The organism is Fibrella aquatilis, assembly GCF_017353255.1.
In the GTDB taxonomy this organism is placed as follows: domain Bacteria; phylum Bacteroidota; class Bacteroidia; order Cytophagales; family Spirosomataceae; genus Fibrella; species Fibrella aquatilis.
Genome location: NZ_JAFMYU010000034.1, coordinates 1 through 24,620, shown reverse-complemented (window position 1 = coordinate 24,620; position 24,620 = coordinate 1). Strand labels below are relative to the sequence as shown.

Annotated in this window: 32 protein-coding genes and 1 tRNA gene; 8 read left to right on the top strand and 25 right to left on the bottom strand. The window is 53.4% G+C overall.

The genetic code is table 11. The features are described 5' to 3' along the window. Positions 1-24: 24 nt before the first annotated feature. The 22 genes from J2I48_RS26595 to J2I48_RS26490 all read right to left on the bottom strand — a co-directional run bounded on the left by J2I48_RS26595 (position 25) and on the right by J2I48_RS26490 (position 13,886). Complete coding sequence (locus J2I48_RS26595) at positions 25-636, bottom strand: hypothetical protein (RefSeq protein WP_207338574.1); 612 nt, start codon at positions 634-636, stop codon at positions 25-27. 3 nt (positions 637-639) lie between these two features. Continuing rightward, positions 640-1,071: a lysozyme gene (locus J2I48_RS26590; protein ID WP_207338573.1), complete on the bottom strand. Its 432-nt coding sequence runs from the start codon at positions 1,069-1,071 to the stop codon at positions 640-642. A gap of 2 nt (positions 1,072-1,073) precedes the next feature. Then, positions 1,074-1,298, bottom strand: coding sequence for a hypothetical protein (locus J2I48_RS26585; protein WP_207338572.1), 225 nt, complete (start codon positions 1,296-1,298; stop codon positions 1,074-1,076). 2 nt (positions 1,299-1,300) lie between these two features. After that, the gene (locus J2I48_RS26580; RefSeq protein ID WP_207338571.1) at positions 1,301-1,684 is read right to left on the bottom strand and encodes a hypothetical protein; all 384 of its coding nucleotides are present in this window, start codon (positions 1,682-1,684) and stop codon (positions 1,301-1,303) included. A 50-nt stretch (positions 1,685-1,734) separates the two neighbouring features. After that, the gene (locus tag J2I48_RS28595; RefSeq protein ID WP_207338570.1) at positions 1,735-3,480 is read right to left on the bottom strand and encodes a LamG-like jellyroll fold domain-containing protein; all 1,746 of its coding nucleotides are present in this window, start codon (positions 3,478-3,480) and stop codon (positions 1,735-1,737) included. Further along, positions 3,473-4,063: a hypothetical protein gene (locus J2I48_RS26570; RefSeq protein WP_207338569.1), complete on the bottom strand. Its 591-nt coding sequence runs from the start codon at positions 4,061-4,063 to the stop codon at positions 3,473-3,475. Before J2I48_RS26570 ends, J2I48_RS28595 begins: the two co-directional genes overlap by 8 nt. Further along, complete coding sequence (locus tag J2I48_RS26565; protein WP_207338568.1) at positions 4,064-5,617, bottom strand: hypothetical protein; 1,554 nt, start codon at positions 5,615-5,617, stop codon at positions 4,064-4,066. A 2-nt stretch (positions 5,618-5,619) separates the two neighbouring features. After that, positions 5,620-6,588 carry a hypothetical protein gene (locus J2I48_RS26560; RefSeq protein ID WP_207338567.1) on the bottom strand — a complete coding sequence of 323 codons (969 nt, stop codon included), beginning with the start codon at positions 6,586-6,588 and terminating at the stop codon, positions 5,620-5,622. Between the two features lie 12 nt (positions 6,589-6,600). Beyond that, positions 6,601-7,383 (bottom strand): hypothetical protein, encoded by a 783-nt coding sequence (locus tag J2I48_RS26555; protein ID WP_207338566.1) that lies wholly within the window; start codon positions 7,381-7,383, stop codon positions 6,601-6,603. A 1-nt stretch (position 7,384) separates the two neighbouring features. Beyond that, positions 7,385-7,657 (bottom strand): hypothetical protein, encoded by a 273-nt coding sequence (locus tag J2I48_RS26550; RefSeq protein WP_207338565.1) that lies wholly within the window; start codon positions 7,655-7,657, stop codon positions 7,385-7,387. Between the two features lie 3 nt (positions 7,658-7,660). After that, the gene (locus tag J2I48_RS26545; RefSeq protein ID WP_207338564.1) at positions 7,661-8,188 is read right to left on the bottom strand and encodes a hypothetical protein; all 528 of its coding nucleotides are present in this window, start codon (positions 8,186-8,188) and stop codon (positions 7,661-7,663) included. Positions 8,189-8,262: 74 nt separating this feature from the next. Continuing rightward, positions 8,263-8,433 (bottom strand): hypothetical protein, encoded by a 171-nt coding sequence (locus tag J2I48_RS26540; RefSeq protein ID WP_207338563.1) that lies wholly within the window; start codon positions 8,431-8,433, stop codon positions 8,263-8,265. Between the two features lie 94 nt (positions 8,434-8,527). Further along, positions 8,528-9,124 carry a hypothetical protein gene (locus tag J2I48_RS26535; RefSeq protein ID WP_207338562.1) on the bottom strand — a complete coding sequence of 199 codons (597 nt, stop codon included), beginning with the start codon at positions 9,122-9,124 and terminating at the stop codon, positions 8,528-8,530. Between the two features lie 57 nt (positions 9,125-9,181). Then, the gene (locus tag J2I48_RS26530; RefSeq protein WP_207338561.1) at positions 9,182-9,532 is read right to left on the bottom strand and encodes a hypothetical protein; all 351 of its coding nucleotides are present in this window, start codon (positions 9,530-9,532) and stop codon (positions 9,182-9,184) included. Beyond that, the gene (locus J2I48_RS26525) at positions 9,532-9,993 is read right to left on the bottom strand and encodes a hypothetical protein (RefSeq protein ID WP_207338560.1); all 462 of its coding nucleotides are present in this window, start codon (positions 9,991-9,993) and stop codon (positions 9,532-9,534) included. Before J2I48_RS26525 ends, J2I48_RS26530 begins: the two co-directional genes overlap by 1 nt. Continuing rightward, complete coding sequence (locus tag J2I48_RS26520) at positions 9,990-10,280, bottom strand: hypothetical protein (protein ID WP_207338559.1); 291 nt, start codon at positions 10,278-10,280, stop codon at positions 9,990-9,992. The genes J2I48_RS26525 and J2I48_RS26520 overlap by 4 nt, the downstream gene beginning before the upstream one ends. Positions 10,281-11,127: 847 nt before the next feature. Beyond that, the gene (locus J2I48_RS26515; RefSeq protein ID WP_207338558.1) at positions 11,128-11,490 is read right to left on the bottom strand and encodes a hypothetical protein; all 363 of its coding nucleotides are present in this window, start codon (positions 11,488-11,490) and stop codon (positions 11,128-11,130) included. Between the two features lie 23 nt (positions 11,491-11,513). Continuing rightward, complete coding sequence (locus tag J2I48_RS26510; RefSeq protein WP_207338557.1) at positions 11,514-11,726, bottom strand: hypothetical protein; 213 nt, start codon at positions 11,724-11,726, stop codon at positions 11,514-11,516. After that, complete coding sequence (locus tag J2I48_RS26505; protein WP_207338556.1) at positions 11,723-12,118, bottom strand: hypothetical protein; 396 nt, start codon at positions 12,116-12,118, stop codon at positions 11,723-11,725. Before J2I48_RS26505 ends, J2I48_RS26510 begins: the two co-directional genes overlap by 4 nt. A 27-nt stretch (positions 12,119-12,145) precedes the next feature. Then, complete coding sequence (locus J2I48_RS26500; protein ID WP_207338555.1) at positions 12,146-13,195, bottom strand: AAA family ATPase; 1,050 nt, start codon at positions 13,193-13,195, stop codon at positions 12,146-12,148. A gap of 95 nt (positions 13,196-13,290) precedes the next feature. Further along, positions 13,291-13,635 carry a hypothetical protein gene (locus J2I48_RS26495; RefSeq protein ID WP_207338554.1) on the bottom strand — a complete coding sequence of 115 codons (345 nt, stop codon included), beginning with the start codon at positions 13,633-13,635 and terminating at the stop codon, positions 13,291-13,293. Next, positions 13,632-13,886, bottom strand: coding sequence for a hypothetical protein (locus J2I48_RS26490; protein ID WP_207338553.1), 255 nt, complete (start codon positions 13,884-13,886; stop codon positions 13,632-13,634). The genes J2I48_RS26495 and J2I48_RS26490 overlap by 4 nt, the downstream gene beginning before the upstream one ends. A gap of 139 nt (positions 13,887-14,025) precedes the next feature. On the opposite strand from J2I48_RS26490, the gene J2I48_RS26485 reads away from it, so the two are divergent. Both J2I48_RS26485 and J2I48_RS26480 read left to right on the top strand, forming a co-directional pair. Beyond that, positions 14,026-14,376: a helix-turn-helix domain-containing protein gene (locus J2I48_RS26485; RefSeq protein ID WP_207338552.1), complete on the top strand. Its 351-nt coding sequence runs from the start codon at positions 14,026-14,028 to the stop codon at positions 14,374-14,376. A 243-nt stretch (positions 14,377-14,619) separates the two neighbouring features. Further along, positions 14,620-15,156, top strand: coding sequence for a pyridoxamine 5'-phosphate oxidase family protein (locus J2I48_RS26480; protein ID WP_207338551.1), 537 nt, complete (start codon positions 14,620-14,622; stop codon positions 15,154-15,156). A 155-nt stretch (positions 15,157-15,311) separates the two neighbouring features. Here J2I48_RS26480 and J2I48_RS26475 read toward each other — a convergent pair whose 3' ends face one another. Continuing rightward, the gene (locus J2I48_RS26475) at positions 15,312-16,790 is read right to left on the bottom strand and encodes a TlpA family protein disulfide reductase (protein WP_207338550.1); all 1,479 of its coding nucleotides are present in this window, start codon (positions 16,788-16,790) and stop codon (positions 15,312-15,314) included. A 69-nt stretch (positions 16,791-16,859) separates the two neighbouring features. Here J2I48_RS26475 and J2I48_RS26470 point away from each other — a divergent pair, with 69 nt between their 5' ends. Further along, complete coding sequence (locus J2I48_RS26470; RefSeq protein ID WP_207338549.1) at positions 16,860-17,642, top strand: YdcF family protein; 783 nt, start codon at positions 16,860-16,862, stop codon at positions 17,640-17,642. 9 nt (positions 17,643-17,651) lie between these two features. Here the strand turns inward: J2I48_RS26470 and J2I48_RS26465 are convergent, their stop codons facing one another. After that, on the bottom strand, positions 17,652-18,641 hold the full coding sequence (locus J2I48_RS26465; protein WP_207338548.1) for a gluconolaconase: 990 nt from the start codon (positions 18,639-18,641) through the stop codon (positions 17,652-17,654). A 165-nt stretch (positions 18,642-18,806) separates the two neighbouring features. Here J2I48_RS26465 and J2I48_RS26460 point away from each other — a divergent pair, with 165 nt between their 5' ends. The 3 genes from J2I48_RS26460 to J2I48_RS26450 all read left to right on the top strand — a co-directional run bounded on the left by J2I48_RS26460 (position 18,807) and on the right by J2I48_RS26450 (position 20,649). Further along, the gene (locus J2I48_RS26460; protein ID WP_207338547.1) at positions 18,807-19,169 is read left to right on the top strand and encodes a hypothetical protein; all 363 of its coding nucleotides are present in this window, start codon (positions 18,807-18,809) and stop codon (positions 19,167-19,169) included. A 169-nt stretch (positions 19,170-19,338) separates the two neighbouring features. Beyond that, entirely contained in the window at positions 19,339-20,382 is a 1,044-nt protein-coding gene (gene queA / locus J2I48_RS26455) for a tRNA preQ1(34) S-adenosylmethionine ribosyltransferase-isomerase QueA (protein WP_207338546.1), read from the top strand. 195 nt (positions 20,383-20,577) lie between these two features. Continuing rightward, positions 20,578-20,649: transfer RNA gene (locus tag J2I48_RS26450), tRNA-Arg, on the top strand. 100 nt (positions 20,650-20,749) lie between these two features. Here the strand turns inward: J2I48_RS26450 and J2I48_RS26445 are convergent. Continuing rightward, positions 20,750-22,039 (bottom strand): DNA polymerase Y family protein, encoded by a 1,290-nt coding sequence (locus tag J2I48_RS26445; protein WP_207338545.1) that lies wholly within the window; start codon positions 22,037-22,039, stop codon positions 20,750-20,752. A 137-nt stretch (positions 22,040-22,176) separates the two neighbouring features. Here J2I48_RS26445 and J2I48_RS26440 point away from each other — a divergent pair, with 137 nt between their 5' ends. Continuing rightward, the gene (locus J2I48_RS26440; protein WP_229376817.1) at positions 22,177-22,878 is read left to right on the top strand and encodes a LexA family transcriptional regulator; all 702 of its coding nucleotides are present in this window, start codon (positions 22,177-22,179) and stop codon (positions 22,876-22,878) included. A 43-nt stretch (positions 22,879-22,921) separates the two neighbouring features. Further along, positions 22,922-24,619 (top strand): LIC_10190 family membrane protein, encoded by a 1,698-nt coding sequence (locus J2I48_RS26435; protein WP_207338543.1) that lies wholly within the window; start codon positions 22,922-22,924, stop codon positions 24,617-24,619. The last annotated feature ends 1 nt before the right edge of the window (position 24,620 follow it).

The following is a 24,620-nucleotide window of genomic DNA, read 5'->3' as shown; positions in this document are numbered from 1 at the left end:
CCCTTTGTATAGACAACACTTGATCTACCGCTTAGCCTTGCCCTTCTTAGACAAAAGCACCGCTGCCAGACCTAACCCGCCGATGAGCAAAACGTTGTTCGATTGCCCCCCGCTGCCAGACGCTACTAGCCCGTTTTTGCCACTGGTGGTTTGAACCGGATACTGTGCGGCCAACTGTTGCAATTTGGCGTATTCGCTGCCTAGCATCTGAAGTATTTTCGTGGCATCGCTGGTAATGGCCGCTATATGGTCTTTCTTCTTGTTGCCTGAAAAGGCATTACCGAGCAAGCCGATCAACGGACCTAATGCCAACCCCACAACAGGTATAAACGTTGCCCCTACTGCTGCGGCTGAAACGGCCCCATCGGTTGCATTAAAGTTGGCGGCTCCGTCTGTAGACTTCTGCGCCACTTCCTTGATATAGGTCGTTTCGTCTACTAGGGCTTGCATTGCTTCCTGAATCCGCAAGGGAATGTTAGCGTTACGGATGGTGCTGGTGCTAGTTATCAGGCCACCCGCCCCGCCAATGGTAGCCCGTATTTGGTCGGCTGTATCGAAGTCGGTGGGGAACACCCGGAAATACGTCGTTATGTCGTATCCGTCACCAATGTAGCTTGAGCGATCTTTGGTCAGCATGGCTTAGGCGAAGTATAAGGCTAGTTCTTTACTCCGACGTACCACAAGGCCCGGCAATACCCGCCCTTTGGCTTTCACCCACAACATATACTGTTGGCGTACTGCCTTGCTGGTGGGGTCCTGGTTGATCTCCTTTGCCAGCGTGGAACGTGAAAACGCGGTTTCGCCAATATTGTAAGCCAGCGATACTAACGCGTCAAACTGGTTCTGTGTCAGTGGCTTACTAATGGTGTGGTTTACGCACGTCTCGAACCGGGCCACGTCATCTAGCAGTAAATCCGTGGCGTGTTCTTGCGTAATGGTCAGGCCCTCGTGAACATCATGCCCGGTGTGGCCGTAGCCAATCGTTAGCACGTTAGCAGGACAGTAATAAGCCGTTAAGCGCAACTGTTCAAAGTACTTAATCAGGTCTAACCCTTTCTTTGAAATCTTCATAACTACCTGTGTTTTAGGTTTTCCAAACGCTCTGTAAATCGGTCGATAGCTCCCCGCATTTCCTGAATGACTTTGGTATTTTCTACATACTTCGCCAATAGGTCAGCTTTTTCTAGGCACATACGTTCAATCTGTGCCGCGTGGTCCTGACGCTGGTAGTAGAACATCACAATCATTACCCCTATCGTTGGGCTTTGCTCAGCGAGTTTCTGAATGACTGTTTCCATGTCTACAGATGCTTAATGGTGTGCAATTCGACAAGGAAGAACAGCCACCCCAACACCGCTGCAAATAGGGCCACGATAGCCGCCGTTCTCCAGCCGGTTTGTGGCTTCTCGAACACGTTGCGCGTGGTTACTGCCAGTGGCACCCGTACCTGTTGATAAATCGTATCTGGTAGGCAATCCGCTTGCACCCGCGTAACCTGCGGGGTCCGTACATACGTCACCACCGCCCGCCCTTCCCGCACGATCTGAGTAAGATAGGTCGTGTCGGTCTTCACCTGAAACCCCGCCGTAGCGGCTGGTACGGCTACCGTATCCGTTCGCTGTATATACGTGGTATCGGTATGTGTTGCTGTCTGGAACTTGTCCTGACAGCGTTTGTAGGTCACGCAACTTGCGAGTACACTACACAAAAGGAGTGCTGAAATAAGTGCTTTCATTAGAATGATGCTGGGGGAGTAAAAGCCGCTGTGTAGACCGCTGACCGTGTAATTTTTGCGTGCATATAGCCCTGATACACGTCAACCGCACCGCCCGTGACTGCCGGGAATCCTGCGATGTTCAAGGGCTTGTTTGCGTTGTTAGCTTCCATGCTCAGCGTACCCGCCGCCGTGCCAATCAGTACGCCGTTCTGATACATTCGCCGTGTGCCGTTCTGAGATACGAGGGCAACGTGTACCCACTGATTCAAGGGCAAGTCTGCCGACGTGTTCAGGTTTTGCGCCTGATAGCCGCCCTGAGTAATGAACAGTTCGGTACGGTTGGCCGCGTTTGGAAAGCACCAAACCCATTGGTTTGCGCTACTGTCACCCCGCGAGAACAGGCCGGGGTATCCGTTGCCGTTGCCGGTTTTGTACAACCATGCCTCAATGGTAAAATCAGCCGTGCCAAAGTCAAAATCAGCACTTGAAGGCGTGGTCAGGTACGTACCCGCCGACCCATCGAAATACATCGAACTCGTGCCGAATTTGGCTTGTGTCGTACTAATTCGGGCGTTGCCCTGCGGGGTCATTGCGTGGCCCGCTTCGTCGGTGAACGTGGTTGCGTTGTTGGCCCCTTGCCCGCGCAAGTTCAGCACAACGCCGCCCGGTGCGGCTGGTGGGGTTGGCGTAGTGCCACCGCCCGCTGTTCCGGTTGAACCTGACAAGAGGAACGCAATAGACTGCGGATTGAAACCAGTACGCACGAGGGGGGCTGCTTTGGCCGCAATGAAGTTGCCCATCTTCACGTAACCGGCATCATTCAAGTGCGTACCATCAGGATAGGTTAAACCCGGTATGGTGTCCACGTCGGCCAATACGTCGGCAAATTGCAGGTAATTGGCCCGTATGTAGCTGTTCACCACTTGTCTACGGCTCTCGAACTCACTGGCAGAAATGCCCGAACCAAAGAACGAGGTGCGCGGAAATACCGTAGTAGCAATGACTAAAAACCCTTTGGCCCGACGTGCCTTGCAGTACGCCACGTAGCTATCTATAGCCTGTTGAGCCGTTGCGCCACCGTCGGCAATATGGTTGGTCACTTCACCCGATATAATCAGGTTACGGTCATAGGTAGCAGGATTGAACAGCGTATCTACCCGCCCGGCATCGTTAATCATGGTCGGTGTCTGCCTACCTGAAACGCTAAAGTTTTTCTTGGCAAACGTGGCACCGGGAAACGCTGCTGACAGCGCATTCATCATCGTGACCGGGAACGGCCCCGGCGTGTAGTCATCGGGGTTGTTGATCTCGTGCGATGAACCCCGCCCGGCTCCCAGACTGTTAAAATCAACAATGATCTGTGCGGCTCCGGCATAGTCTACGCCGCCGCTACCGTCTGCCCCTTTTGGCCCGGCTACCCCTTGCGGCCCCTGTGGTCCGGTTGCGCCGGTGTCGCCTTTGGGGCCTTGTGAGCCGGTTGCACCAGCAACGCCCTGTGGTCCCTGTGGTCCGGTTGCGCCCGCAATACCCTGCGGCCCTGTAGCACCTGTGTTGCCCTTTGCACCCTGCGGACCGGTTGCGCCGGTGTCTCCTTTTACACCTTGTGGACCTTGCGGACCTGTTGCGCCCTGCGGTCCGGTTGCACCTTGCGGCCCGGTGTCTCCTTTGGGGCCATTGGTCCCCGGACTATCTGAACCGGTGCGGGGGACTTCCTTAATTTTTGCTTCGACAAACAGCACGAAGTCAGAGGGAATATTACTCATCTGTTGAGCGTTTGGAGCGTTGGTATAGCCAGTAGCCCCCCGCTAGGAGTGCCACCGCGCCAATACCGACGCTGGTTGTTGGTTCGACGTACCCACTTGGTACGTACTTTCTGATTGTAGCCTGAATGTCAGCAAGGGTAATGTACCCCTTCTTACCCCTGTCTAAGGGTGCGTTGGCGGCATAGGCCGCTGTACCTTTTCGGTGGATGACTGAGGCCGGATCACGACCGAGGTAGGCCGGGGCGAAGACGATTGTATAGACATCTTCTAGGCTGTGCATCTTACCGACTGCCTTCCACGAGACGAAGTACTTTTCTACGTAGTCAAGCTGTTGAATGGCCGTTAGCTTGCTGAGTGCGTCTTTCGTACTGCCTACCTGACTTGCCCCCGCGCTGGTGAACTGGATAAGCCCCACCGCGCCCGATGACGCGTAATAGCCCGGCTTGAACAGCCCCGCTGTCTCGAAATTCATTACGATCATCAGCCAATCAGGCTGAACGCCCAACCGACCGGCAATTGCAATAACCTTCCGCCCGAACGCGTCCCGATCTGTGGGGACGCGTTCGAGATAGGCAAGGGCCATTTAGAACTGAATGGCAAAAAAGGTGGTCTGTGAACCGTTCACCGCCCCTAAATCCACGTTTTGCCCGTTAATCTGCACCTGAACGTTTTCGGTCTTGTGGGGGGCAATGTTGTAATTTAGATGCACATATGCCGCCCGGTTTTTCGTGGCATCATAGGCCACGTAACCCCACGAACGTTTTGCCCGGTGGCGTTGCACCACGTAGGCCCGGTCATCATAGGTCGGGCAAAAATCCGCGTCACCCTGACCTTTCACCGAGGCATACGAGAACACTTTACCCCGACCGACCCAATCACGCACCTTGATTGCCAAATCTTCTGCGTCATAGATCACATCTCCCGTGCCTTTGGGTTGCACAGGATAGGCCACCAGTACGTTATCTGGTTTGTACTCATAGGCGGGCTGTGCCGTGGGTGGGTTGCCCGTGCCGAAGAAACCCATATCAACCCCGCTTTCGTTGTACGTCGGTGCGTAGGCCCGTGGCTGGTGGTCGAACTTGCTGGTATCGTCCCAGTCATCAATGATGCTGCAACGTTGTTCCAGAAAGGCAACCGCGTTAACCCCGCGCATCATGGCCCAACTATTCGAGGCAAACGTATTGCCCTGTACATAGCCGTTTGGCACTGCTACCCGCGTAAACTCATTGGGGCCACCTACCCCCGCTGTCAACGCGTTCCACGTAAACAGGCAAATACGCCGAGCATTGATCTTGTCCCGTTGGGCTTGCGTGTGGTAGTAATTGCCGTTGGTGTCTTTTTCTTCCGCTAAGGCCCGTAGGCCCGCCCGGCAAGCCGCAATACCAAACGCGGTCTGCGCCACGATGTAGGAGGCTGGAAAATTGGCCTGCACGTACATCTGAACTAGGGGGGTCATATAGAGGGCCTGGCCCCGATAGGACACCCCGCCCGCGTTATGGGGCTGAAAGGCCAGATTTCCGAAACTAGCCCCCTTCGTGCGTAGCCAGTTCAAAGTCGCCGCATCACTGGCAACGTCGCTTAGGCTTAGCCAATTGGACATTAGCCCTTCAAAGCGCACCGCCCCGTCATACCCACCCACGTAGTACCACCCCTTACCGTCCTGATACTCACCAATCAGTTTTTCAATCAGTAGGCTGTTGGCGTTGCGAGTGATATAGTAGGGGTCGTTATCGCTGCTGGCCCCTTCGCCCATTTGGGAGCTAAGGAAGCCCGCGCCGGGGTCGCTGCCATCAGTACGCCGCCGTGACGTGGCCAGCTCTAAAGCCAACTCTTGGCACTGTGCGGGGGTTAGGTTTGGAACGCCCGTGTTACGCGCCTGACAGTACGCTTTTACGATGTCATGGGTTAGACACGTTGACCGGTTGGCCGCTGCCACTACCGAGCCAATGCCGGGGTTTTCGTCGATGTATTCAACACCCGTTGCCAGTACGTCGGCATCATGTACGTGAGCTTGCTTGTTCTGCTTAGTAATCAGCATATCAGCGGGCTTGTTGAGCCGGATACCCTGACGCGTTGCAGTCGGCACGGCCCCCGCGTTGATATTAAGCGGGCTAATTTTCTTGAACGTCGTTGCCATAGTTAGACGGGGTAATAGATTTCTTGTTTGGCCTTGAAAGTGCCGTTAGCAATCAGGTTCAGGTCATCGTCATTACTGTTGACCTCGTAGAGTTTGATTTGCAGCCGTGAACCAACCTCGTAGGTTTGCGACCCATCCAACAGGTGCAAGTCTCTGTCGATGAAATTATCTACCACTGTGAGCAACATCCGACCGTTACCCGGTTGCACGTTCGAGGTAGCCGTAAGTGCAAACCGGCCGTTGGTCACTGCGCCAATCTGGATAGTCAGCGCCGGGCTATCCATAAACACTTTGGTAGGAGGCCCGTAGGTAGTGGCTACGAAGTCGGCAAGGCTGTTGATTGTGCCGCCACCGTTGCCCCCACCATTGCCACCAGTACCACCACCAGTGCCACCCCCCGTATTTTGCACCGGCCCGGCAATCATGGTAATCGTGCCGCTGGTTTGGCCCATCGTAACCGATACCTGATATACGTCAAGGGGTGTGCTGGTGCGGCGAACAGACAATGTATATACACCGTCTGCCAACCCTACGCCCGTACCCTTGTTGTAGGATTTGCGCCCGGTATAAGGTGCGACTATGAACCCATCAGTAGCCACGTTGTGCCAGTTACCGAGCGTCCAACCGTCGCCGCTTAACGTACTATTGCCTTGCTCCAACTTCACTTGCAACAGGCCCGTACCGATCAACCAAATATTCGTATCCCGGCTGGTGGTGTCGTGACTATACCCCACCTGCGTAAGCCACGTCGGTAGGCTGGTGGTAATCGTTTCGGTTGTGCCTGCCGGTGGTGTTGGTGTGGTGTCACCACCCCCTGACGAGCTACCGCCCGACGAACTACCACCGCTGCTAATAGGCCGGTTGGGGGCTATGCCCTGTATTACGCCTTGCGGTGCTTTGGGTCGCGTGAAGTACCATACGGCAAGCACCGCAAGGCCCAGCAACAACCAGTTTAAAGGACTCATTTTCATGTTGTTAAAGCGTTAAACTAGATAGACCGTGTAGGGGTCTGCATAGTGAATTTCAGGTGTTGAGAACAAACCGGGGGGGCTGTATTCGTAGACCACTACCAGTTTACCGTTGTAGATTTTCCAGCCTTTAGCGGCACCTAACGAGGTGCCACCGGCAAACACCCGTTTGGGGTTTACGTTGGTGTGGTACACCGTTTTCCCCCGCAATACCTTCACAATCTTACCCGTAATGGAAGGTCTTCCCGGCACTTGGTAGGGGTCAGGATTGAGCACCGTTGGCGTAAGTGGCCCGCCCGACGAACCACCCGATGAGCCGCCCGATTGGGCGTTAAGCAGTAACAGAAACTTTTGAAAATCCGCGTTACCTAGCTCTTTGGTTAGCCGCTCGGTCAGGGGTTCGGCGTACAACTGCTGGTAGGCTTCCTGAACGCCGCTCCATCCGCTTTTGCCGATCTGTGGGGCAAGGGCAAACAAAGCATCTTCGTCGGTCCCGTCGTAGTTAATCATCCAATCGTTGCCCGATGAATTACAGGCTTGCCGTACCGCTATGGCCTGTTGTACGTAGGGATTAGAGGGGGCATCTTGTAGGGCCTGTTCCCGCTTACTGGCATCGCTGCTTTTCTTAAGCACCACATACAGCACCGCGAAGAATACACCCAGTACAATCTTGTCCCACGTAGACGAACTGATACCACCACCGCCCCCGCCGCCGCTGTCGGCATCGTCTCCGTTGCCCTTCTTCTTGTCCTTTCGGGTCAGGAAGAAGCCTAGTATGATGAAGATGATATTCCACATACTAACCGAAGATTTTAATGGCTTCTGACATCATGCCGGGGTAATCAAACAGGCCCGGTTTGGTACCCTCGTATTTGGCGGCTAAGGCCATTAGCCGAACCTGAATCACGGGGTTTGCCAGCTTGCGGGCGAAGTCAGGCCGTTGCAGAATCAGGCCGGTAATCGTCTGCAACAATTGTATGGTTGGGGCAACGCCTACGGTGTTTATAGCCGTTTGCATGAGGTCAAGGCTTGCCGTTTGCAAGTCGCTGGCTTGTTGGTCTGTCAACTCCATTAGTTACTGGCTTTTAAGGTTTTTAATCATGTCGCCAAAGCCGCCCATTGCCTTGCCGATGTCGGCTATTTTCTCAAGGGCTGGTTTGTCGTTCGTATCGTCGTCGTCGGTCAATTCCTTCACGGCCTTTTGTAGTTCGTCCGTGAGTGCTTTCAGGGTCTCAAAGCCCTTTTCGAGTGCCTGTAAGCGGTGTTCAATACTGGCATCACGTTCGCCCTGTTTGCGGGCTGTTTCAAGCATTTCGGTAAGCGTAGGGCCTACGGGCTGGTGCTGGGATTGCATGGGGGTCTGTCTAGTTGTTTCGCGGCTGGTTGGAATGACGAAATCCAAATGCCCTTGCCCCGCGTCACCCGATTTGGTGTCTTTTACCTTTATCGTGTACCGGCCCGGCTCAAGCGTACTTAGATAGTCCTGCAATTCGGCTTCCGCGTCGGCTACATCGTCACCCCCAAACTCGTGTATCTTTTTACCGTCCTTTTCTAATTTCCAGTACGGTTTATTCTTAAGTCGGAAGTAGTCAAGTGCCTTCATGGTCGATCTGATTTTGTCTATACAAGTAGGGGCAGGTTTGCACCCACCCCCCTATGATCTGGCAATCGGGCGAACTACTTCGCTTTCATTTTCTTGACACGCTCCACAACCTTTGCCCGTTCGGCTGTCTCCTTGTCGATGCCGTCATTGAATTTCTTCACGTCAGCGCATTTCTTTTCCCATGCCTTGAGTACGTCAAGGTTTTTGCTCTTAGGCTTAGCGGGGAATGATTTTTTCTTAGCCACTGTGTTTAAGTGTTTATGAGTGAGATAATTAGCAGTCCCCTACAGATTTAGTTATACGCGACAATCAAATCTGTAGGGGGCTGCGTGGGCTAGGCTACTTCTTGCCCTTCTTGCCTTTCTTCTTGCCGCCAAACCAGCCGAACGGGTCAAGGAAATAGACCGCTGCACAGATGATGATGACAATCAGAATGTTGTTCTGAATCAGGTTAATCAGGTCATCTACGACACCGATACCCGTAATGCTGGGGGCTACGCCTTGCGGAACACCGGCCATCATAGCCAGCGAGGCCGGGGTATAGATCACGTCAGCCGCCGAGTTGTCGTAATCGGATACCGTGTCCCCTTTCAGGCTGAAATACGGCGCACCCAAATAGGCTTCGGTCAGGTTGTCGTTCAGGTTCGTTACCGGTACCTTACGATAGCCCGTAGCCACCGGGGGCGTACCCGTCGTTTGGGCTTCGGTGTAGGCCGGGGCCTGTGCGTTGTCGAGCTTGGATACGTCTACCCGGTTGTCGAGAATTGCGCTTTGCGTGGCAAGCGAAGTCATCAGGAAGTCATACGGAACGTAGACGATTTCTGACCCCTTGCGGAAGGCGGTGAAGGATTGCCCGTCCGCGTCACCGATGAACAGGTTTTTTTTGTCGCCGCCGATAATAATCATACCGACGTTGTACAGAATGCGTTTGGCCATTGCTGGAAACTGTTGATTGTGAAAGAATTAGAGTTGGATAAAGAATTGACTGTCAGATTACTTAAGTAGCAGATAGAGCGCAACGCCCCCGCCGATAAGTAGCAATGTGGTACTGTCGATGCCGCCCCCGCTGCCACCATTGCCGGGAGTGTCACTCCCCGCGTTTTGGTACTGGCTAGGGTCGAACTGTGGTAGTTTGGCCTGTTCTTTGGCGGTCTGCCAGTCGAGTACCTTACCCGCCGTGCCGAATACGGAATCTACCAGCTTGCCCCAATCGAAAGGGTTCTTAGTGGTTGCCGTGCCAGCGGTCCCCGACGTGGCCGGGGTGTACGGTTTCGGTATCGTGGGTAGGGTATAGACCGGGGTCTGAATGCCCTTTGGCGTTAATGGTTGGATGATTGCACCCATTAGAAAGAGAGGTCTGGGAGTTGATAATTATAGAGGGTCTGGCTTACCGGAATTGTGAAGCCTTCGGCCCGTACTACGCCCCCGTACCGTACCCGTAACTGTTTGGCTTTGATCTGCTGTCGGAACTCAGGGAAGGCAGTTAACAGCCGCGCAATGGAGCAATTGACTTGGACGGGTAGCGTAACCGAACCGTTGGGGGGAACCTTGAACAACCCCGCAAAAAACGCCGTGCCGATGGGTGTACCGTTTTCGGTCTGGAACTGCATATCAGCCCCGCGAATGGTGAGCGGTGTTGCCGTTAGGTTGGTCAGTACAATTGGCTGAATGAAGACTAACCGGAAATTGTCTATACGTACCTGTTGGGGCAAATCCCAATCAATCATCAGGTTATTCGCCGCCCGTGCTTTGTTGCCGACCAACCAGCCGAATACCAGCAACAGGACTAGAACCGCGCTGCTCATCGGCTAAGGAGTTTATACAGCCCAAACCCCGCCCCCGCCAACACGAGCCAGCCGGTGTAATTAGGCTTTTGCGAGGCGGTAGGGGCCAAACTATCCATCGGCAAACCAAGCCGGGCTTCTGCTTCATGCCGCGCCCGCATTTCGGCCAGAGCCTTGTTAGCTTGCTCCACCGTAATCATCTTACCACCCGGCTTAATCATGCCGCCCGTAGTATCGGCTAAATCAGGTACGTTAAGCGGTTCAAGGATACCACCGCCTACTGGTGGTACTGGTTTTTGGAAATACATAGCCCGTCAGTTAGTTGAATACTGAAAGAGGGGGGTAACGCTGGTTGCTCTCTTGTTTCCGCACTACCGAGCCGTTCCCCGCCCTTTCGTTGTACAACATTACGATGGGTTTAATTTTGAGTTTACTATTTGGCTAACTGCCTTACTAATTGTATCTTACTGTCATAAACACGCACTAAACGGCATAGCTTTTTCTAACCAATGAAGGTCAACGGGTCATTAAACAAGAGTGATTTGATACGTCTATACAATAGTGATTACCGCGCTTTCGTGGTAGCCATTGCCGAAATCAAAGAGGAGATAGGATGGAGGGACGGTAAGCAACGGTTCTTTACAAAGCAGATACGGCGCATTTACGAGCATTTAGGCCCGCCCATACTGGATATGCAGACCGAAACCATTTAAGGCCCTACAAGGGGCCTTTTTTAGTACCATATCAGGCACCATTTACCGGACCATTTGCCGCACCATATCCTGACCATAGGAAATTTGGGACACGACAGTTTACGACACGACGCGGAGTTATCTATATAAGGGGTTTTTGTCGTGTCGTGTCGGATTATTATTTGGTTGAAAGCCTTGTCGACACTACTTATGCGGAATATTCTTTGGTTTGGGGTGTGGCAATGGGGCCACCGTTGGGCAATAGTGCCGTCTTCTTGGACAAGTACTATTGTCGGATTGTCGGAAAGTTTACGACACGACACGACAACCGACCCTATATATACCTTTTGTCGTGTCGTGTTATAGGGGGGGCTACCGTACCACCCACCTATAACTGTAAATAATGCAATAAAAAAACCGGCCCATGTCGAGCCGGTCTTTATTATTAAAAAGTCGTGGCTACTCAATACACCGGCTGTGCTACGTTAGACTCCCTAACTGCATCTGTAATCTGCTCAACAGCCGACTGAATGCCAGTGGTAAACCCTTCATCCCAATCCTTCATGTTTTTATTCATAGGTTCTTCTTCCTTTATCATCGCGCACCGAAGCACGATTAGAGCCTTTCGCGTCCTGTTAAAAAAGTCACGTTTTCTTAGTAGCTCTATTCGTTGGTTAGCCGCCCGTTGTAAGCAACCCTTTTCAGCGTCAGACAAACACTGGTCAGCATCAAAGCAACGTATAAGCTCAAATACTCCATCCTCAGTTTGTGTATTCTGGATAAGATCACAAAACTGTAAAAAGTCATAGTTTTTGTTAATATTCATTGTGGTAGTTAGTTGATTGTGAGTCAATTAAGGTGCATACTGTAGTATTCTGCCTTTCGTTGTGGTCTGCCAGCCACCGCCCGCGCAATGGCCTGTAAACGCGTCTCGTGCTTATCCGGTCCAAAATGGAGCATCAGCCGTTGGCTCATGCGTGTACTGTAGATGGTGCTACCGTCCCAATCGAACGCGTCCAACATGGGAAATTGTAGGCTGAGTTTAGTTTGATGGAGCTTCATTGGTTGTAGGAAGTTAGTAGGTCATCCATTTCGTTCTTCATGCGTATATACGCATCCTTACACCCATCTAGGTAGCGGAGCTTTTCGGCTTCATCTGGGGTATAGTCAGGTTGGCCGCTGAACAATGGGCGTTTCTTGGCATCGTCCCGGATCATCTGCTTTTCTGTGATGCATGACTGAATGTTATTTGCTAGACGTTGGCGGTAATCCCATACGTGCCTACCTAGTTCAATCATTGTCATACCCATGAACAGCACATCAGCCTGTGATCTGCCATTAAGTTTTTTCTCTTTGCGGATAGCGCATATTGCGTTAAGCCGGTCGATTTCGTCTTGGGTTGCCCGTACAGCAAGTTGCTTGTCGCGCCCCATTTTGTGTTGTTTGGGTTTCATGTCGTTGATCTGAGAATGTATAGACAATTAGAACGGGGTTGGTTTGTTGGGGTCCTGATCTGGCTTGAAGTCTGGTAAATCCGAGGTGGGGAGTATATGGGTTGTTTTGCTGTAAATGGCTTTCTTGCCCTTGCCCTCTTTGGTCAGGTAGCCGTGGGCTACTGCACTTTCTACCTTGCGTTCATAGGTGCGTTCAGATGCCCCCGGTTCTATCTCTTTCAACCGGGCAAGTAATATTGGGTACTCCATCTGTGTAATGTCGTTCATGGCTTCAAGTACCTGCGCTACTCCTTTATCTGTCTGCTGTTCGGCTGCTTCTTTCTTGAGCGATTCGGTTGTTACGTCATCGGCTAGTACCATGCGTTTGTGTTCGTCGGACCAGTGGAAATATTGCGTCTCGAAATCGTCACCGACACGGATAAGGCGAGATTCTATACTGTGCATCTTCTGTTCACGATTTTTCTTAATCGACAGCAACCCCGCGCATTTGCGCTCTATCTGTGAGCCGAGATGCCCCCGCACCGAGCCGCCCCCTTTGTTCTCGTGAATGACCACCAACACACACGCATTGTGCTTGCTTGCCAGTATCGACAGTTCGTCTATAAGCTGGTTGCTTTTCTCTTCGTCGTTGACCGATGTCAATACGTCGGCTAACCCATCCACTACAATCAGGTGTAGGTCTAGCTTCTCGAAACAGGTTAGAATAGCGTCCCGACGTTGATCTAAGGTGTATTCTAGTAGGTTGAGAATATGAAGGTTATCGGGCTTTTCCTCTAGTCCTGCATACCTTAATACCTTGTCGTGTAGGTCTTGCGTACTGCTTACGTGCTGCTCAAAATCGAGGTAAACCACGTCGCGCCCTTTGGCAAATGAGGAAAGCACATTCAGCGACTCTTTAGGGTCGCTGGGATGGGCAAAGCAGGTAGAAAGAATGTAGCCAATTACAGTTGTCTTACCCGATTTGGGGGGGCCTGTCAGGGCTGAAATCATGCCCCGTAGGCCAAAGTTTGAACCGGCAATCTGTATCACGTCGATTGGTGCGGGGTGCTTGGTTTTGTGGCTTACGCCTTTGCTCAAGAGGGTTTCAAGGTCTAGTCGTGGTTTCGTGTTTAGTGGTAAAGTTCCTGCTGCATTCAGCGTAAGCAGGTTGGAAACGTCGCTTTGGACTTGCATTATTTAGGTCGAGTAAGAAGGGTATGTAAGTGTAAGTGATTGGCTGAGTTGAGCGCCGCCCGTTCTGTTTCACAGTCGAGAAGTAGGCTCAATCGGTGGTTTGTGTTGGCTAAGCGGTCGATCTGTGCTTGTTGCTCTTGCAGCTTAGTATCGACCGCCAATAAGTAGGCAATCAGCGTGGCTATGTCGGATTCTAACAGATTCAGCGACCGGTTACGGTCGCTGGTGGGTTCTTGGTCCTGTTGCTGTATCAGGTAGTTTTTGCGTCTTACCGCCCGCTCTATATAGGCTACCAGTTGCCCCCGCGCCTGCTGGTAGCCTACGGCTTGGGTTGCTGCATTCATGCCATTTTAAGGGTTTGCAGACGTGACAAGGCATTGTCGTTGCTGTCTATTAAGTGTTCCCGTGCGGCTGTAGCAATGGCATCAGGAACAAGCCCTAGTACGGTTGCAAACTGCCAAGTATCCTGAAAGCGGCCCATGTAGTCGATTTGGTCACGCTTCCCCGCTGTGATGAGTGTAGCCCGAAACAGTAGTTTCTTTTCTGTATCTGCCGTTGCATAGGCTTGGCCGTAGGTGTTTTTAAACTTTTTCATATACGCTTAATCAAAGTGTTGTTGTTGATTTGGTTGTTTTTCCGTTATATCGGAAAGTTTTTCCCGTCAATCGGATAGACAACATTACGAGTGACCACCAACATAAGTCAAGCAAAAACACAACTAAATTTTAAACCTAATGCATCACGGACAGAAACTAGCTCAGATTTTTGAGGCTAAGGGCCTGAAACAAAACGCTGTAGCTGAGCTAATAGGGGTCAGCAAACAAACGGTACATAAGGATGTACACGCCGATACGATAAGCCGGGATGCATTAGGTAAGTATACCGGTCCGTTGAATTTCACGCTGACCGAGTTCTACGACGATGCGCCGATAAGTGTACCCCAGCGGGAACAGGTCAGCGCATGGGACCTGTTGAAGGTGAAAGACCAACTGATAGACGAGCTTAGGAAACGGCTTGATCTACAGGACCAACTACTAAATTTTACAAAGGCGGGAAACTCGGTTAACAATCTGTTGCCGCGTTAACAGTAATAACAATCAATCAGAGAGTGAAACAGGCTCTATTACTGTCCTTTTGAACTATTGTCGGCAACGCCGCTTGGTTCGAATCCCGCCTTCCCGACTCAGTATAAAGCCAGTCAATGTTGACTGGCTTTTTTTGTGGATTGATAAGTACCCATACAGCATTGAGGCTCGGCTGATGCAGGCACGGGCAAACATCTGTTGGGGGCGGCGGGTTAATAAGGTCAGAATTAACTACGCAACGATATGGACAGCATCAACCGCCAACAGCCGGAAGACAACCACAAAGACCTTCAGGCCACCGAGGCCGGGAAAAAAATTAAAGAGCTCGCCGAAAAGGCTGGTACTTGCTTTTTCTGCACTGATATTCAGACCGGTAGCCCACTCACGGTGCGTCCCATGTCGGCTCAGAAAGTAGACGAAGCTGGCAATTTCTGGTTTCTGAGCGCCAACGACAGCCACAAGAACCAGGAAATTAAGCACGATAGCGCCGTTCAGTTACTGTTTCAGGGTTCGTCGAACTCCGATTTTCTGAGCATCTATGGCACGGCTACCATCTCAACCGATAAGGCGCTGATTCACGAATTGTGGACGCCGCTGCTGAAAACATGGTTTACCGAAGGCGAAGACGACCCGCGCATTACGGTGGTGAAAGTGACTACGCAAGAGGGCTACTACTGGGACAACAAACATGGTGACGCTGTTGCCCTGCTGAAGATGGCTGCTGGTGCCCTCATAGGCAAAACCCTCGACGATTCTATCGAAGGGCAGTTGACGGTGTAGAGATGCCTCGCCAAGCAACGCGATCTGATAAAAGCCCGGGCGGGGCGTAACATGTATTTCTTTCACAGAAACGCAGGTTACGCCCGCCCGGGCTTTCTACTAGAACGGACCACGGCAGACTATTGGGTAGTACACCGTAGTAAGTTAACCCTTCCCTATTTTCCCGATGCCTTCGGCGCGACGGCTTTGGCGGTGCCAACCGACTTTGGTGCCGCCGTAGCAGCGGCCTGTTTGCGTGTAAAATTCAGAAAGTCAGCCACTTGCTCTACTGGCAGGGCGCGGGCAATGATTGCCCGATTTTTGTCGAGGACGTATATCGTGGGTGTGGTAAACACGTCATACTGCCGCCGAAAGTCGATCTGCTGCTTATGGTCATAGCCATTGACCCAACTTGTGAGCTTGAATTCGCGGATGAATTTCTTCCAGTCGTCTACGTTATCTTCAATGGCAATGGCGACCACTTTCACGCCTTTGCCTTCGGGCGAATCGGCAAAGGCTTTCAGTTTGGGGGCGGCTTCGCGGCAATGGCCGCAGTGGGGGGCATAGAAAAAGAAAACGGTGTAGGCCGCGCCCTGCGTGGCAGTCACCAGGTTAATGGGTCGCGCCAGGGTGTCGCCCACGGCGGGCAGGGGCAAGGGCTTACCCACCTGCAACGGCTTCAGCACCGCCACCCGCTCAGACACACTTTTCAACGTGGCCGAATCTATGCCGGGCAGTTCTTTGGTGAGCCAGTATTTTTCAATCATGTGCACAAACAGGCCGTCGGTACCCAGCACTTTGGGCCGCTCATACTGACTTGTGATGTACCAGATCACATACGACTTCACGTCTTTGTTGGCACTCGCTTTTTTCACCAGAAAATCGGCCTCCTTCGTCAGCGAATCCACCTGCTGCACGGTTAGCTCTTTCAGGTACCGGTCTATCTTGGGCTGAATCATGGAGGTCCGCAACATGCGGTCGTCGCTGAAGTCGAAGTTGTCCCAGTAGTGGTTTTTATAGTAGTTAAACTGCCAGATTGAATCGGGGCGACCGTTGGCGGCTTTGGGCGGCGTGGGAATTTCGGGGTCGGCCGAGGCGCGCAGGATTTTGGTGGTAAACAACTTGTCGTTTTTGACCAGAAAATCGGTGCGGTACTGCCCGGCTTCTTTTTGCAACGCCCGCAGCTGCTGCGTAATAGCCTCCGACTTGGGTTGCTTGTCAAGCTTGCGCATCCCGTCGAAGGCATCGCGCAGGCGGTGCTGGTATTCGTAGAAGGCGATGTTCTCGGGTGAACCTGTCACCTTCATGTTTTTCCGGCCCGAATCGGCGGTGTCGGTCTCGAACGAAAACTGCTGTTCTACCACCATCAGGTCGAAAAACTGCCCTTTAGGCATTACCACCAGATAGAGGCCACCGGGCAGCGGTTTCTTGCCCTGAAACACGAAATTCCCCGCCGCATCGACGCGGGCTGTATCTTTCGGCACGTAATGCGTAGCGTCGTATTGGTAGTGGGCCAGGATCACGGTCGTATCGGCCAGGCCCTTGACTCGGCCCGCAATTCGGTGTCCGGCTGTTGACTGCGCCGCTGGCGTCTGGGCCACGACCAGCCCCGGCATCAGCCCGAGTACCAGCCAAACAAGATTACGTAGGTTCATTGTACAAAAATAAGATTCAGGCCACAGATTCTGGATACGTACCCAAATCTGCCCACGAGATAACGTTTTATGTTCTACTTTTTGTCGAAAACGGCCGGGTATTTTCTAACGCCCGCCGGGTTGTTGCTGGCCTGTTTGGTGGGGGCGTTGCTGTTCAAGCGCTACCGGCGCAACCTGATCTTAATTACGTTAGGCCTGTTTTGGCTGCTGGGTAATGGTTTTCTGGTCGATGAGCTGGCCCGCATCTGGGAAGCAAGCCCCACCACCACGCTCCCCCCGCCCGACTCCACCGCCCGCGTGGCCGTGGTGCTCACCGGCGGCATGGTCAATGCCAATTTGCCCGTAAGCCCCGTCCGACCGTTGCTGGGCGGGCAGGCCGACCGGCTGGAGCAGGCACTGTATCTCTATAAGACACGGCAGGTGCAGAAAATCCTGATTAGCGGCGGCAGCACGTCGCTATTTTTTCTGGGTAAAGAAGCCATGCACGAAGGCGAACAGTCGATGCAGTTTTTGCATCTGGCGGGTGTTCCCGTGGCTGACCTGCTGTGGGAAACCCGGTCACGCAACACCCGCGAAAACGCCCTGTTCTCGGCCTCGGTGCTGCGCAACCGGTATCATACTAATAGCTGTGTGCTGGTTACGTCGGCGTTTCATATGCGCCGGGCCGAAGCCTGTTTCCGCAAGGTAGGTATACGCCCCCTGCCTTTTCCGGCCGCATTTATCCAACAGCCCCGCGACACAGCCCCCATCACCGATCTGCTGGTGCCCCATGAGCAAACCCTGGCCGAATCGTTACTGCTGATCCGGGAATTATTTGGCTACACAGCCTATCGCGTGGCTGGCTATTTATGAATGCCTGTTTTATTTAAATCGTTCGATGCTGTAGGCCGATGAGGTAAGGCTGGCGGGATTGCCACTGGCAGCGGCCGCGCCCACTTCGCCAATGCGGGCGTTGAGGGTGTAAATTTGCCCATTTACCACGGTGTTGGTCGTAGACTCTGCGTATCCCGCCGCGTCTGTTTTCACTACCGATGCCGTAGCCCAGTTGTTGGCCCCGCGTAGCTGCGTTACCTGGCTCCGCTTATTGACCACGTATAAGTCATTGTCGATAAGCACCATCCCATCGCCCCCCGTCAGCGGCTCGAAGCCTGTAACTTCGGAGATAGCGTTGCCATTGGCCAAATCTATTTTGTATAGCTGACCTGTGGCGGCCTTCACCACGATCAGGTAGTTGCTAGGGTGAAACACAATGCCGTTGAGGCCAAACTGACCTGTTGGAACGGCAAAACGCGGGTCGTTTACCAGCACCGTGGGTGTGCCGTCGGCGGCAACGCGATACACTACCGGCGAAAACGAGTCGGTCACGTAGGCCACGCCCTGCGCGTCAAGCACTACATCGTTGGCTAGGTGGGGCGCACCGGGCAAGAGCGCGGCCAGATCAGTGCGACGTTCTATCTGCTTGGTTGTCAAGTTATAGACGAATAGCCCAGCCGTTTTTCCGGTGGCCTGCGGGGTGGTTTTAGTAGCTACAACCTGAGCCGCATTGCACACGTAGACTTTACCGTTTTGCACCTTAATGCCCTGCGCCGAAATCAGTTGCGGGTCAGTGAAGAGATCCGCATATTGCCCGCTTACGCTCACCGTGCCTACTTTACCCTGCGTGAGCGAGGTGACCAGAAACTGGTTGAGCGTGGAGGCGTAGGCAATGCCTTCAGGGTACTGCCGGTCGGCAGTGAAGGCCGTGGTTCCGGCAAATGCCGGGGCGTTGGGGTCAGTGCCGTTGTTTTTGCAGGAAAAAGCCAGCAAGCCTAGCAGGGCCACGTGGGCTGCATTTTTCAGTAAGGTTTTCATCGTTGACTAAAGCATGTACCTACCGATAAGCCGTGCACTGAATTGATTGTTCTGCTAAACCTATCTGGTAACTTACTATTTATCCACGTGCCGCTCCATCACTCGACTCGTGTGTGGCGAACAACTGCCCCCCTGCGGGGTTTACTAGCTAAAAAACATATCGTTATGAACCACTTCACCACCCTCACCGAAGCCATGCAGGATTTGCATAAGCGCGGGTATACCGAAGAACTGGCCCCCGCTGGCGACTACCTCAAAGTGACCAGCCACGACGACATCAAGCTCCGTAACGATGAGTTTACGGTCGATGAGTTTCACCGGTTCGAGGGCACATCTGACCCCGGCGATGAGATGACACTCTACGCTATTTCGTGCAAAAACGGCATGAAAGGCCTTTTTGTAGCTGCTCAGGGCACTTATTCCAACGAAGCCTCGCCCGAATTGATGGCCAAATTCAACGTCTCGGACCGCGCCAACGTCAATACCGAAGGTGCCGTACAGCCAATTACGCCGACGACGGGCCTTTAAGTTATGTGGTTTGTAGTTAGTGGTTTGTAGTTGCTTCGCGAGGTAGGTTGCTGTCGCGAAGCAACCACAAACCACCAACTTCCCCCTTCCCTACACTTTCCATACTTTAAATTTGTATCTTTGCAAAATTCCCCGTATTCTATTAGCTTGTTTTCAGGGGAGTGTATATATGAAGCTATCTGAATTTAGATTTGACCTCCCCGAAAGTCTAATTGCCAAATATCCCGTTGAACGGGGCGAAGCGCGGCTAATGGTCATCGACCGCAAGGCAAAGACAATTGAACACAAGAAATTTCCTGATATCCTAAGCTATTTCGCCGATGGCGACGTGATGGTTATCAACAATACCAAGGTGTTCCCCGCCCGGCTCTACGGCAACAAGGAAAAAACGGGTGCCAAAATTGAAGTGTTCCTCCTCCGCGAGCTTAATCGCGAAATGAAATTGTGGGACGTATTAGTTGACCCCGCCCGGAAAATTCGGGTCGGTAACAAACTGTATTTCGGAGACAGTGACCTGGTGGCCGAAGTCATCGACAACACCACCTCACGCGGCCGCACCATCCGGTTTCTCTTCGACGGCAACCACGACGAGTTCATGAAGGCTGTGGACCAGCTCGGCGAGATGCCCATTCCCCGCGAAATCATGCGCGAATCGGTGGAGGCCGACCGGGAGCATTTCCAGACCGTTTTTGCTAAGCATGTGGGTGCGGTGGCGGCCCCCACGGCAGGGCTTCACTTCACCCGCGCCATGATGAAGCGCATGGAGATAAAGGGTGTTCATTTTGCGCCCGTCACCCTGCACATTGGCCTTGGCACCTTCCGGCAGGTAGACGTGGAAGACCTCACCAAGCACAAAACCGACTCCGAGAATTTCCGGATCGAGTCAGACGCAGTGCAGATCGTAAACAAAGGACTTGACGAAGGCAAGCGGGTGTGTGCCATTGGCACCACCGCCCTGAAGGCCCTCGAATCGTCGGTGTCGGCCAATGCGCGGCTGAAACCCGTAGAAGGCTGGACAGACCGGTTTATTTTCCCGCCCTACGACTTCAAGATCGCCAACTCGCTGCTTACTAACTTCCACCTGCCCGAGTCGGTATTGCTAATGATGACGTCGGCCTTTGGTGGTCATGAACTCATCAAAGAGGCCTACAAAGTGGCTATCGAAGAGAAATACCGCTTCTTCACCTACGGTGATGCGATGTTGATCATTTAAGCAAGCGAGTGGTTGACACTGCGGAGCGTTTACTTACCTGTATGATAGCATAGCTTCTGCCAGTTTGCCTGCATCGTTTATCGCGTACTTGCACCCTTTGCGGTTGATAAATCGTACGTCACACCTCGTAATTCGTAAATCTGTTTGCTATATTTGCACTCCCAAACGGCCTTTACGGGCCAATTTGGGCGTTCTGCTTCCGTAGTTCAATGGATAGAATTTCGGTTTCCGGTACCGACGATAGGGGTTCGAATCCCTTCGGGAGCACTAAAAAATACCAAAGGCTAACTCGTCACAGGTTCACCACCAGCGAGTTAGCCTTTTTCTTTGCTCGTTTTTACGGCGGTTAAAGCGTCTACAATTCATGTTAAACCAATTCCCAATCGGTTAGCTCGTGGAGGTCTTTGATGGAGCCGAAGCCGATGAGTTCTTTGACGGGGTTTTCGGGGTTGAGTTCGGTGGCGCGCATGAGGGTTTTAGGACCGAAGCGGTCGTTGATGGCGTAGAGCGTTTGCCGGAACTTGTCTTTGCGGGTGTTGTCTTCAAACAAACCATACTGCACCCTGTTGGCGGGTATGAAATCGGTGACGCCCACGCCTAGCTGCCGCACGTCGGGGTTGAGGAGTGGCTTGCCTCCATGGGCCTGCTGGTAGTTGGTCATCCGGCCACACAACACCTGGAACATGTCGATGCCGTCCTGCATGGGTACGCTCACCGCTAGCTCGTCCTGGTAGCATTGGCCATTCCAGTACCGCACCCAACCATGTAGCCGTCGGCAGAAGAGTTGCTGCCGCACCATGCGCCGTTCCAACGTGAGGCAGAGGGTGCGCAAAATCGTTTCCAGCATCTCGACCGACTGCCGTTGTGCGCCCGACACTGACCGGATGGCCTGCATCTGTTTATACGCCTGCGTGGCCATGTCTACCTCCCCGCCGAAGTTGAGCCGCAGGTGCCAGTGCCAGCCCACAATGCTTTTGCAGACCAGCTTGAGGCGGTCGGGCGAGGCGTAGCGGAGTTCCAAGGGTGTGTTGATGCCGCCTGCCCGCAAGCGCGTGGCCATGCCGTGGGCAATGCCGGGAAGGTCGGTAAGGGCGAGCTTGCCCAGCACCTCGTCGATGTTAGCAGGCGAAATGATGCTCAGGCCGTCGGGCTTTTGGAGGTTCGAGGCCAGTTTGGCCAGAAAGGCGTTGGGCGCAATGCCGATAGAGCAGCGCAGGTAGTCGCCCACGTCGGTGCGGATGGCCTGCTTGATGCGCCGGGCCACGTCGGTCATGCTGGAGTAGGCCAACTGGTAGCGCGTGAGGTCTACCACGGCCTCATCAATGCTCTTAGGCAGCACCTCATCGGCGAAGCGTTTAAGTACGCCAATGATCTTGACGTGGTAGTCGCGGTAGCGGTTGGGATGTGTTTCCACGGGCACCAGATCGGGGCAAATGAGCGTGGCTTCGTCGAGACGCATACCCGTTTTCACGCCCCGCTGCTTGGCCTCAACAGACGGCGCAATGACGCAGCCCTGCTTGCCGGTATAGACGCACACGGCCACCGGCCTACCGCGCAGCCAGTAGTTATCCTGCTGTTCGCAACTGGCGAAAAAGCTGTTCATATCAATAAAGAGCACCGTTGGCTCAGTATGCGTACGCAGGCGATTAGCATTCATCAAAAAGCGGCTAAAAAGTAGGTCATTATGCTTTCCTTTTGATAGTAATTGTCGTAAAATTGCAAGAGGACGGTGCAATATATTTTACTTATAACATACTATCCAAATTTCATAACATAAAAATGGACGAGTGCGCCATGAACATCGAGGCAGTGGAAACGATTCAGGACCGGCTGAAACAGGTATTTGACGGTCTGGGTCTGACCATCTATCAGATTGCCAAAGACTTGGGCGAAAATCCGTCTAAGTTCTACAACATATTGAGTGGGCGGGCCAAACCTTCTTATGATACCATCATGAGTTTGCTGGCCTGCTACCCACAGATCAGGGCCGATTATTTGCTGCGGGGTATTTTGCCCGTGCTGGGCGAAGGCGGCAGCGAAGGCAACAGCCGGTTTATCGTATCGGAAGAAAACCTGATCGAGGTACCGTTTGTACCCATTAAGTTCTACGCCAGTTTTGTGGAGACCTACACCGAAGGGTTCCGCAAAATGGACATGGAAACCTACCGGGTGCGCAACGCTTCGCTCCGGTCGAATAAGCCGGTGGTGGTGATCGAGATTTCGGGCAACAGCATGACCCCGCAGCTAAGCAACGGAGCCAAAGTGCTGGCCGAGCAGGTAGACCAAAGCAACTGGGAGTACCAGTCGGGCGGGATCTTCGCCGTGATGTACCGCGACTTTTTCGTGGTCAAACGCATCCGCGACAACGAGTTGATGACCAAAAAATACCTTACCCTCCACTCCGACAATCCGCTGGGTGGCAGCGTGACGGTAGGCCACAAAGACCTGCGTGGCATGTGGAAGATCGTTTCCATCGTCGACTCGCCAGTAGAGTAGGGAAGCGGGTAGTCGTAACTTCGCAGCTCGTTCTACTGCGTTCATGCTCTTCACGCTTGTTTACTGGCTCTACATCACGCTTATCTGCTATCTGGCGGGTCAGGCGCTGCTGACGCTGGTTGCCCGTTTTTTTTCGGACCAACATACGGACCAATCCTGGCCGCTGACGTGCCTGCTGGGGGCCGCCGCGTTGACCACTTCTTTGGGCTATGCCTATCTGTGGACACCCATCAACGGCGTCGTACACGCCGTTGTGGTGGTTCTTTTAGTGGGTTATGCAGGCTGGAAAAGGCCTTTCTCTTACCTACCAGATAATACGGGTTCACGTCAGCTTTGGCCCGTTTTGCTTGCCCTACTGTCCCTTACCATCCTCATTCGCAGTACGCAGCTACCCCGCCTGAACGACACTGGCGGCTACCATGCGCCCATGATCGAGTGGATCAGGCACTACGCCGTGGTGCCGGGGCTGGCTAACCTGAACTACCGGTTTGGGTTCAACAATTCGTGGTTTTTGCTCAATGCCTTTTTTGCGTGGCCGCTGCCCGGCGCACCCCTGCCCAACGGCCTGCCGGGCTTTGTTTCACCCTGGCATGGGCTAAACGGCTGGCTGTTGCTGCTAGGCTTCGCCCTGGCTATTGTGGAGCGAAAAAAGCCCCTGGCATGGCTCTGGGGCGGTTTTATGGTGGGTCTGCTGCTCATTTTCCACTGGACACTAGCCTCGCCCACGCCCGATCTGCCCGCCCAACTCTATGCCGGGCTAGTGGTATTCAGTTGGCTCCGCCACGATGGGTTTCGGGCAAAACCGCTGGGCATCGAAGCCTGGTTGTGTTTGTTTTTCGGGCTGGTGGCCATGACTACCAAACTCAGCACGGTGACGGTGTTGGCGCTGCCCGCGCTGCTGTTGCTGTCTGCGTTGCGGCGGCGGTCATGGCGGTATCTGGCGGTGGCGGTCCTAACCATCGGGCTGGCAACGGGCTACTGGTGGGCGGGCAACATTATCCTGTCGGGTTACCTGTTCTACCCCAGCCTCAGCCCCCTCGCCGATCTATTTAGTGTTGACTGGAAAGTGCCACGCTATCTCATAGAGCAGGGCCTGTTTAACCTGACCGACGGCACCAAAGCGGGCTATGCTGGCCCCACGTGGCACGTCTGGGCCTGGGTGCCCCACTGGTTTGCCACCCGCCCGCTGCTGGAACAAGCTACGGCCCTACTACTGGCGGGCGTACCTGTCGCAGTGCTTTTCGGTCAAAAGAGCAACGACAATACCAGCCAATACACGCTCCGCTGGGCCATAGCCACGGCCACGTTAGGAGTACTTTTCTGGTTTTTGCTGGCCCCGGATCTCCGCTTCGGCGCGGCGAGTGTGTTACTGTTACTGCTGCTCAGCTATGCCCCCCTGGCCCGTCGGCTGGCGGCCCTTTTCCCCGAAAAACCACGTCAACGTGTACTTCAGTTCACTGCTAGTCTGTTGATAATCAGCTTACTATTTGCTGCTCTGAAGCGTGAGCCTAGCTCGTGGTTACTGCCCACGCCGTATCCAAATCCACCTCTGACAACAGTCAAACTGGGCAGTCAAACCCTCTATATCGCCACCGACCGCACCGACGAAGCCCATGGCATCCGGGGCTACTGGAGCAACTGCTACGCCGCCCCGCTTCCCTGCGCGCCCTACGTCCCGCCGGGGTTGCGGTTGAGGGGGAAGGAGTTGGGGGAGGGGTTTAGAATGTACAATGCACAATGAA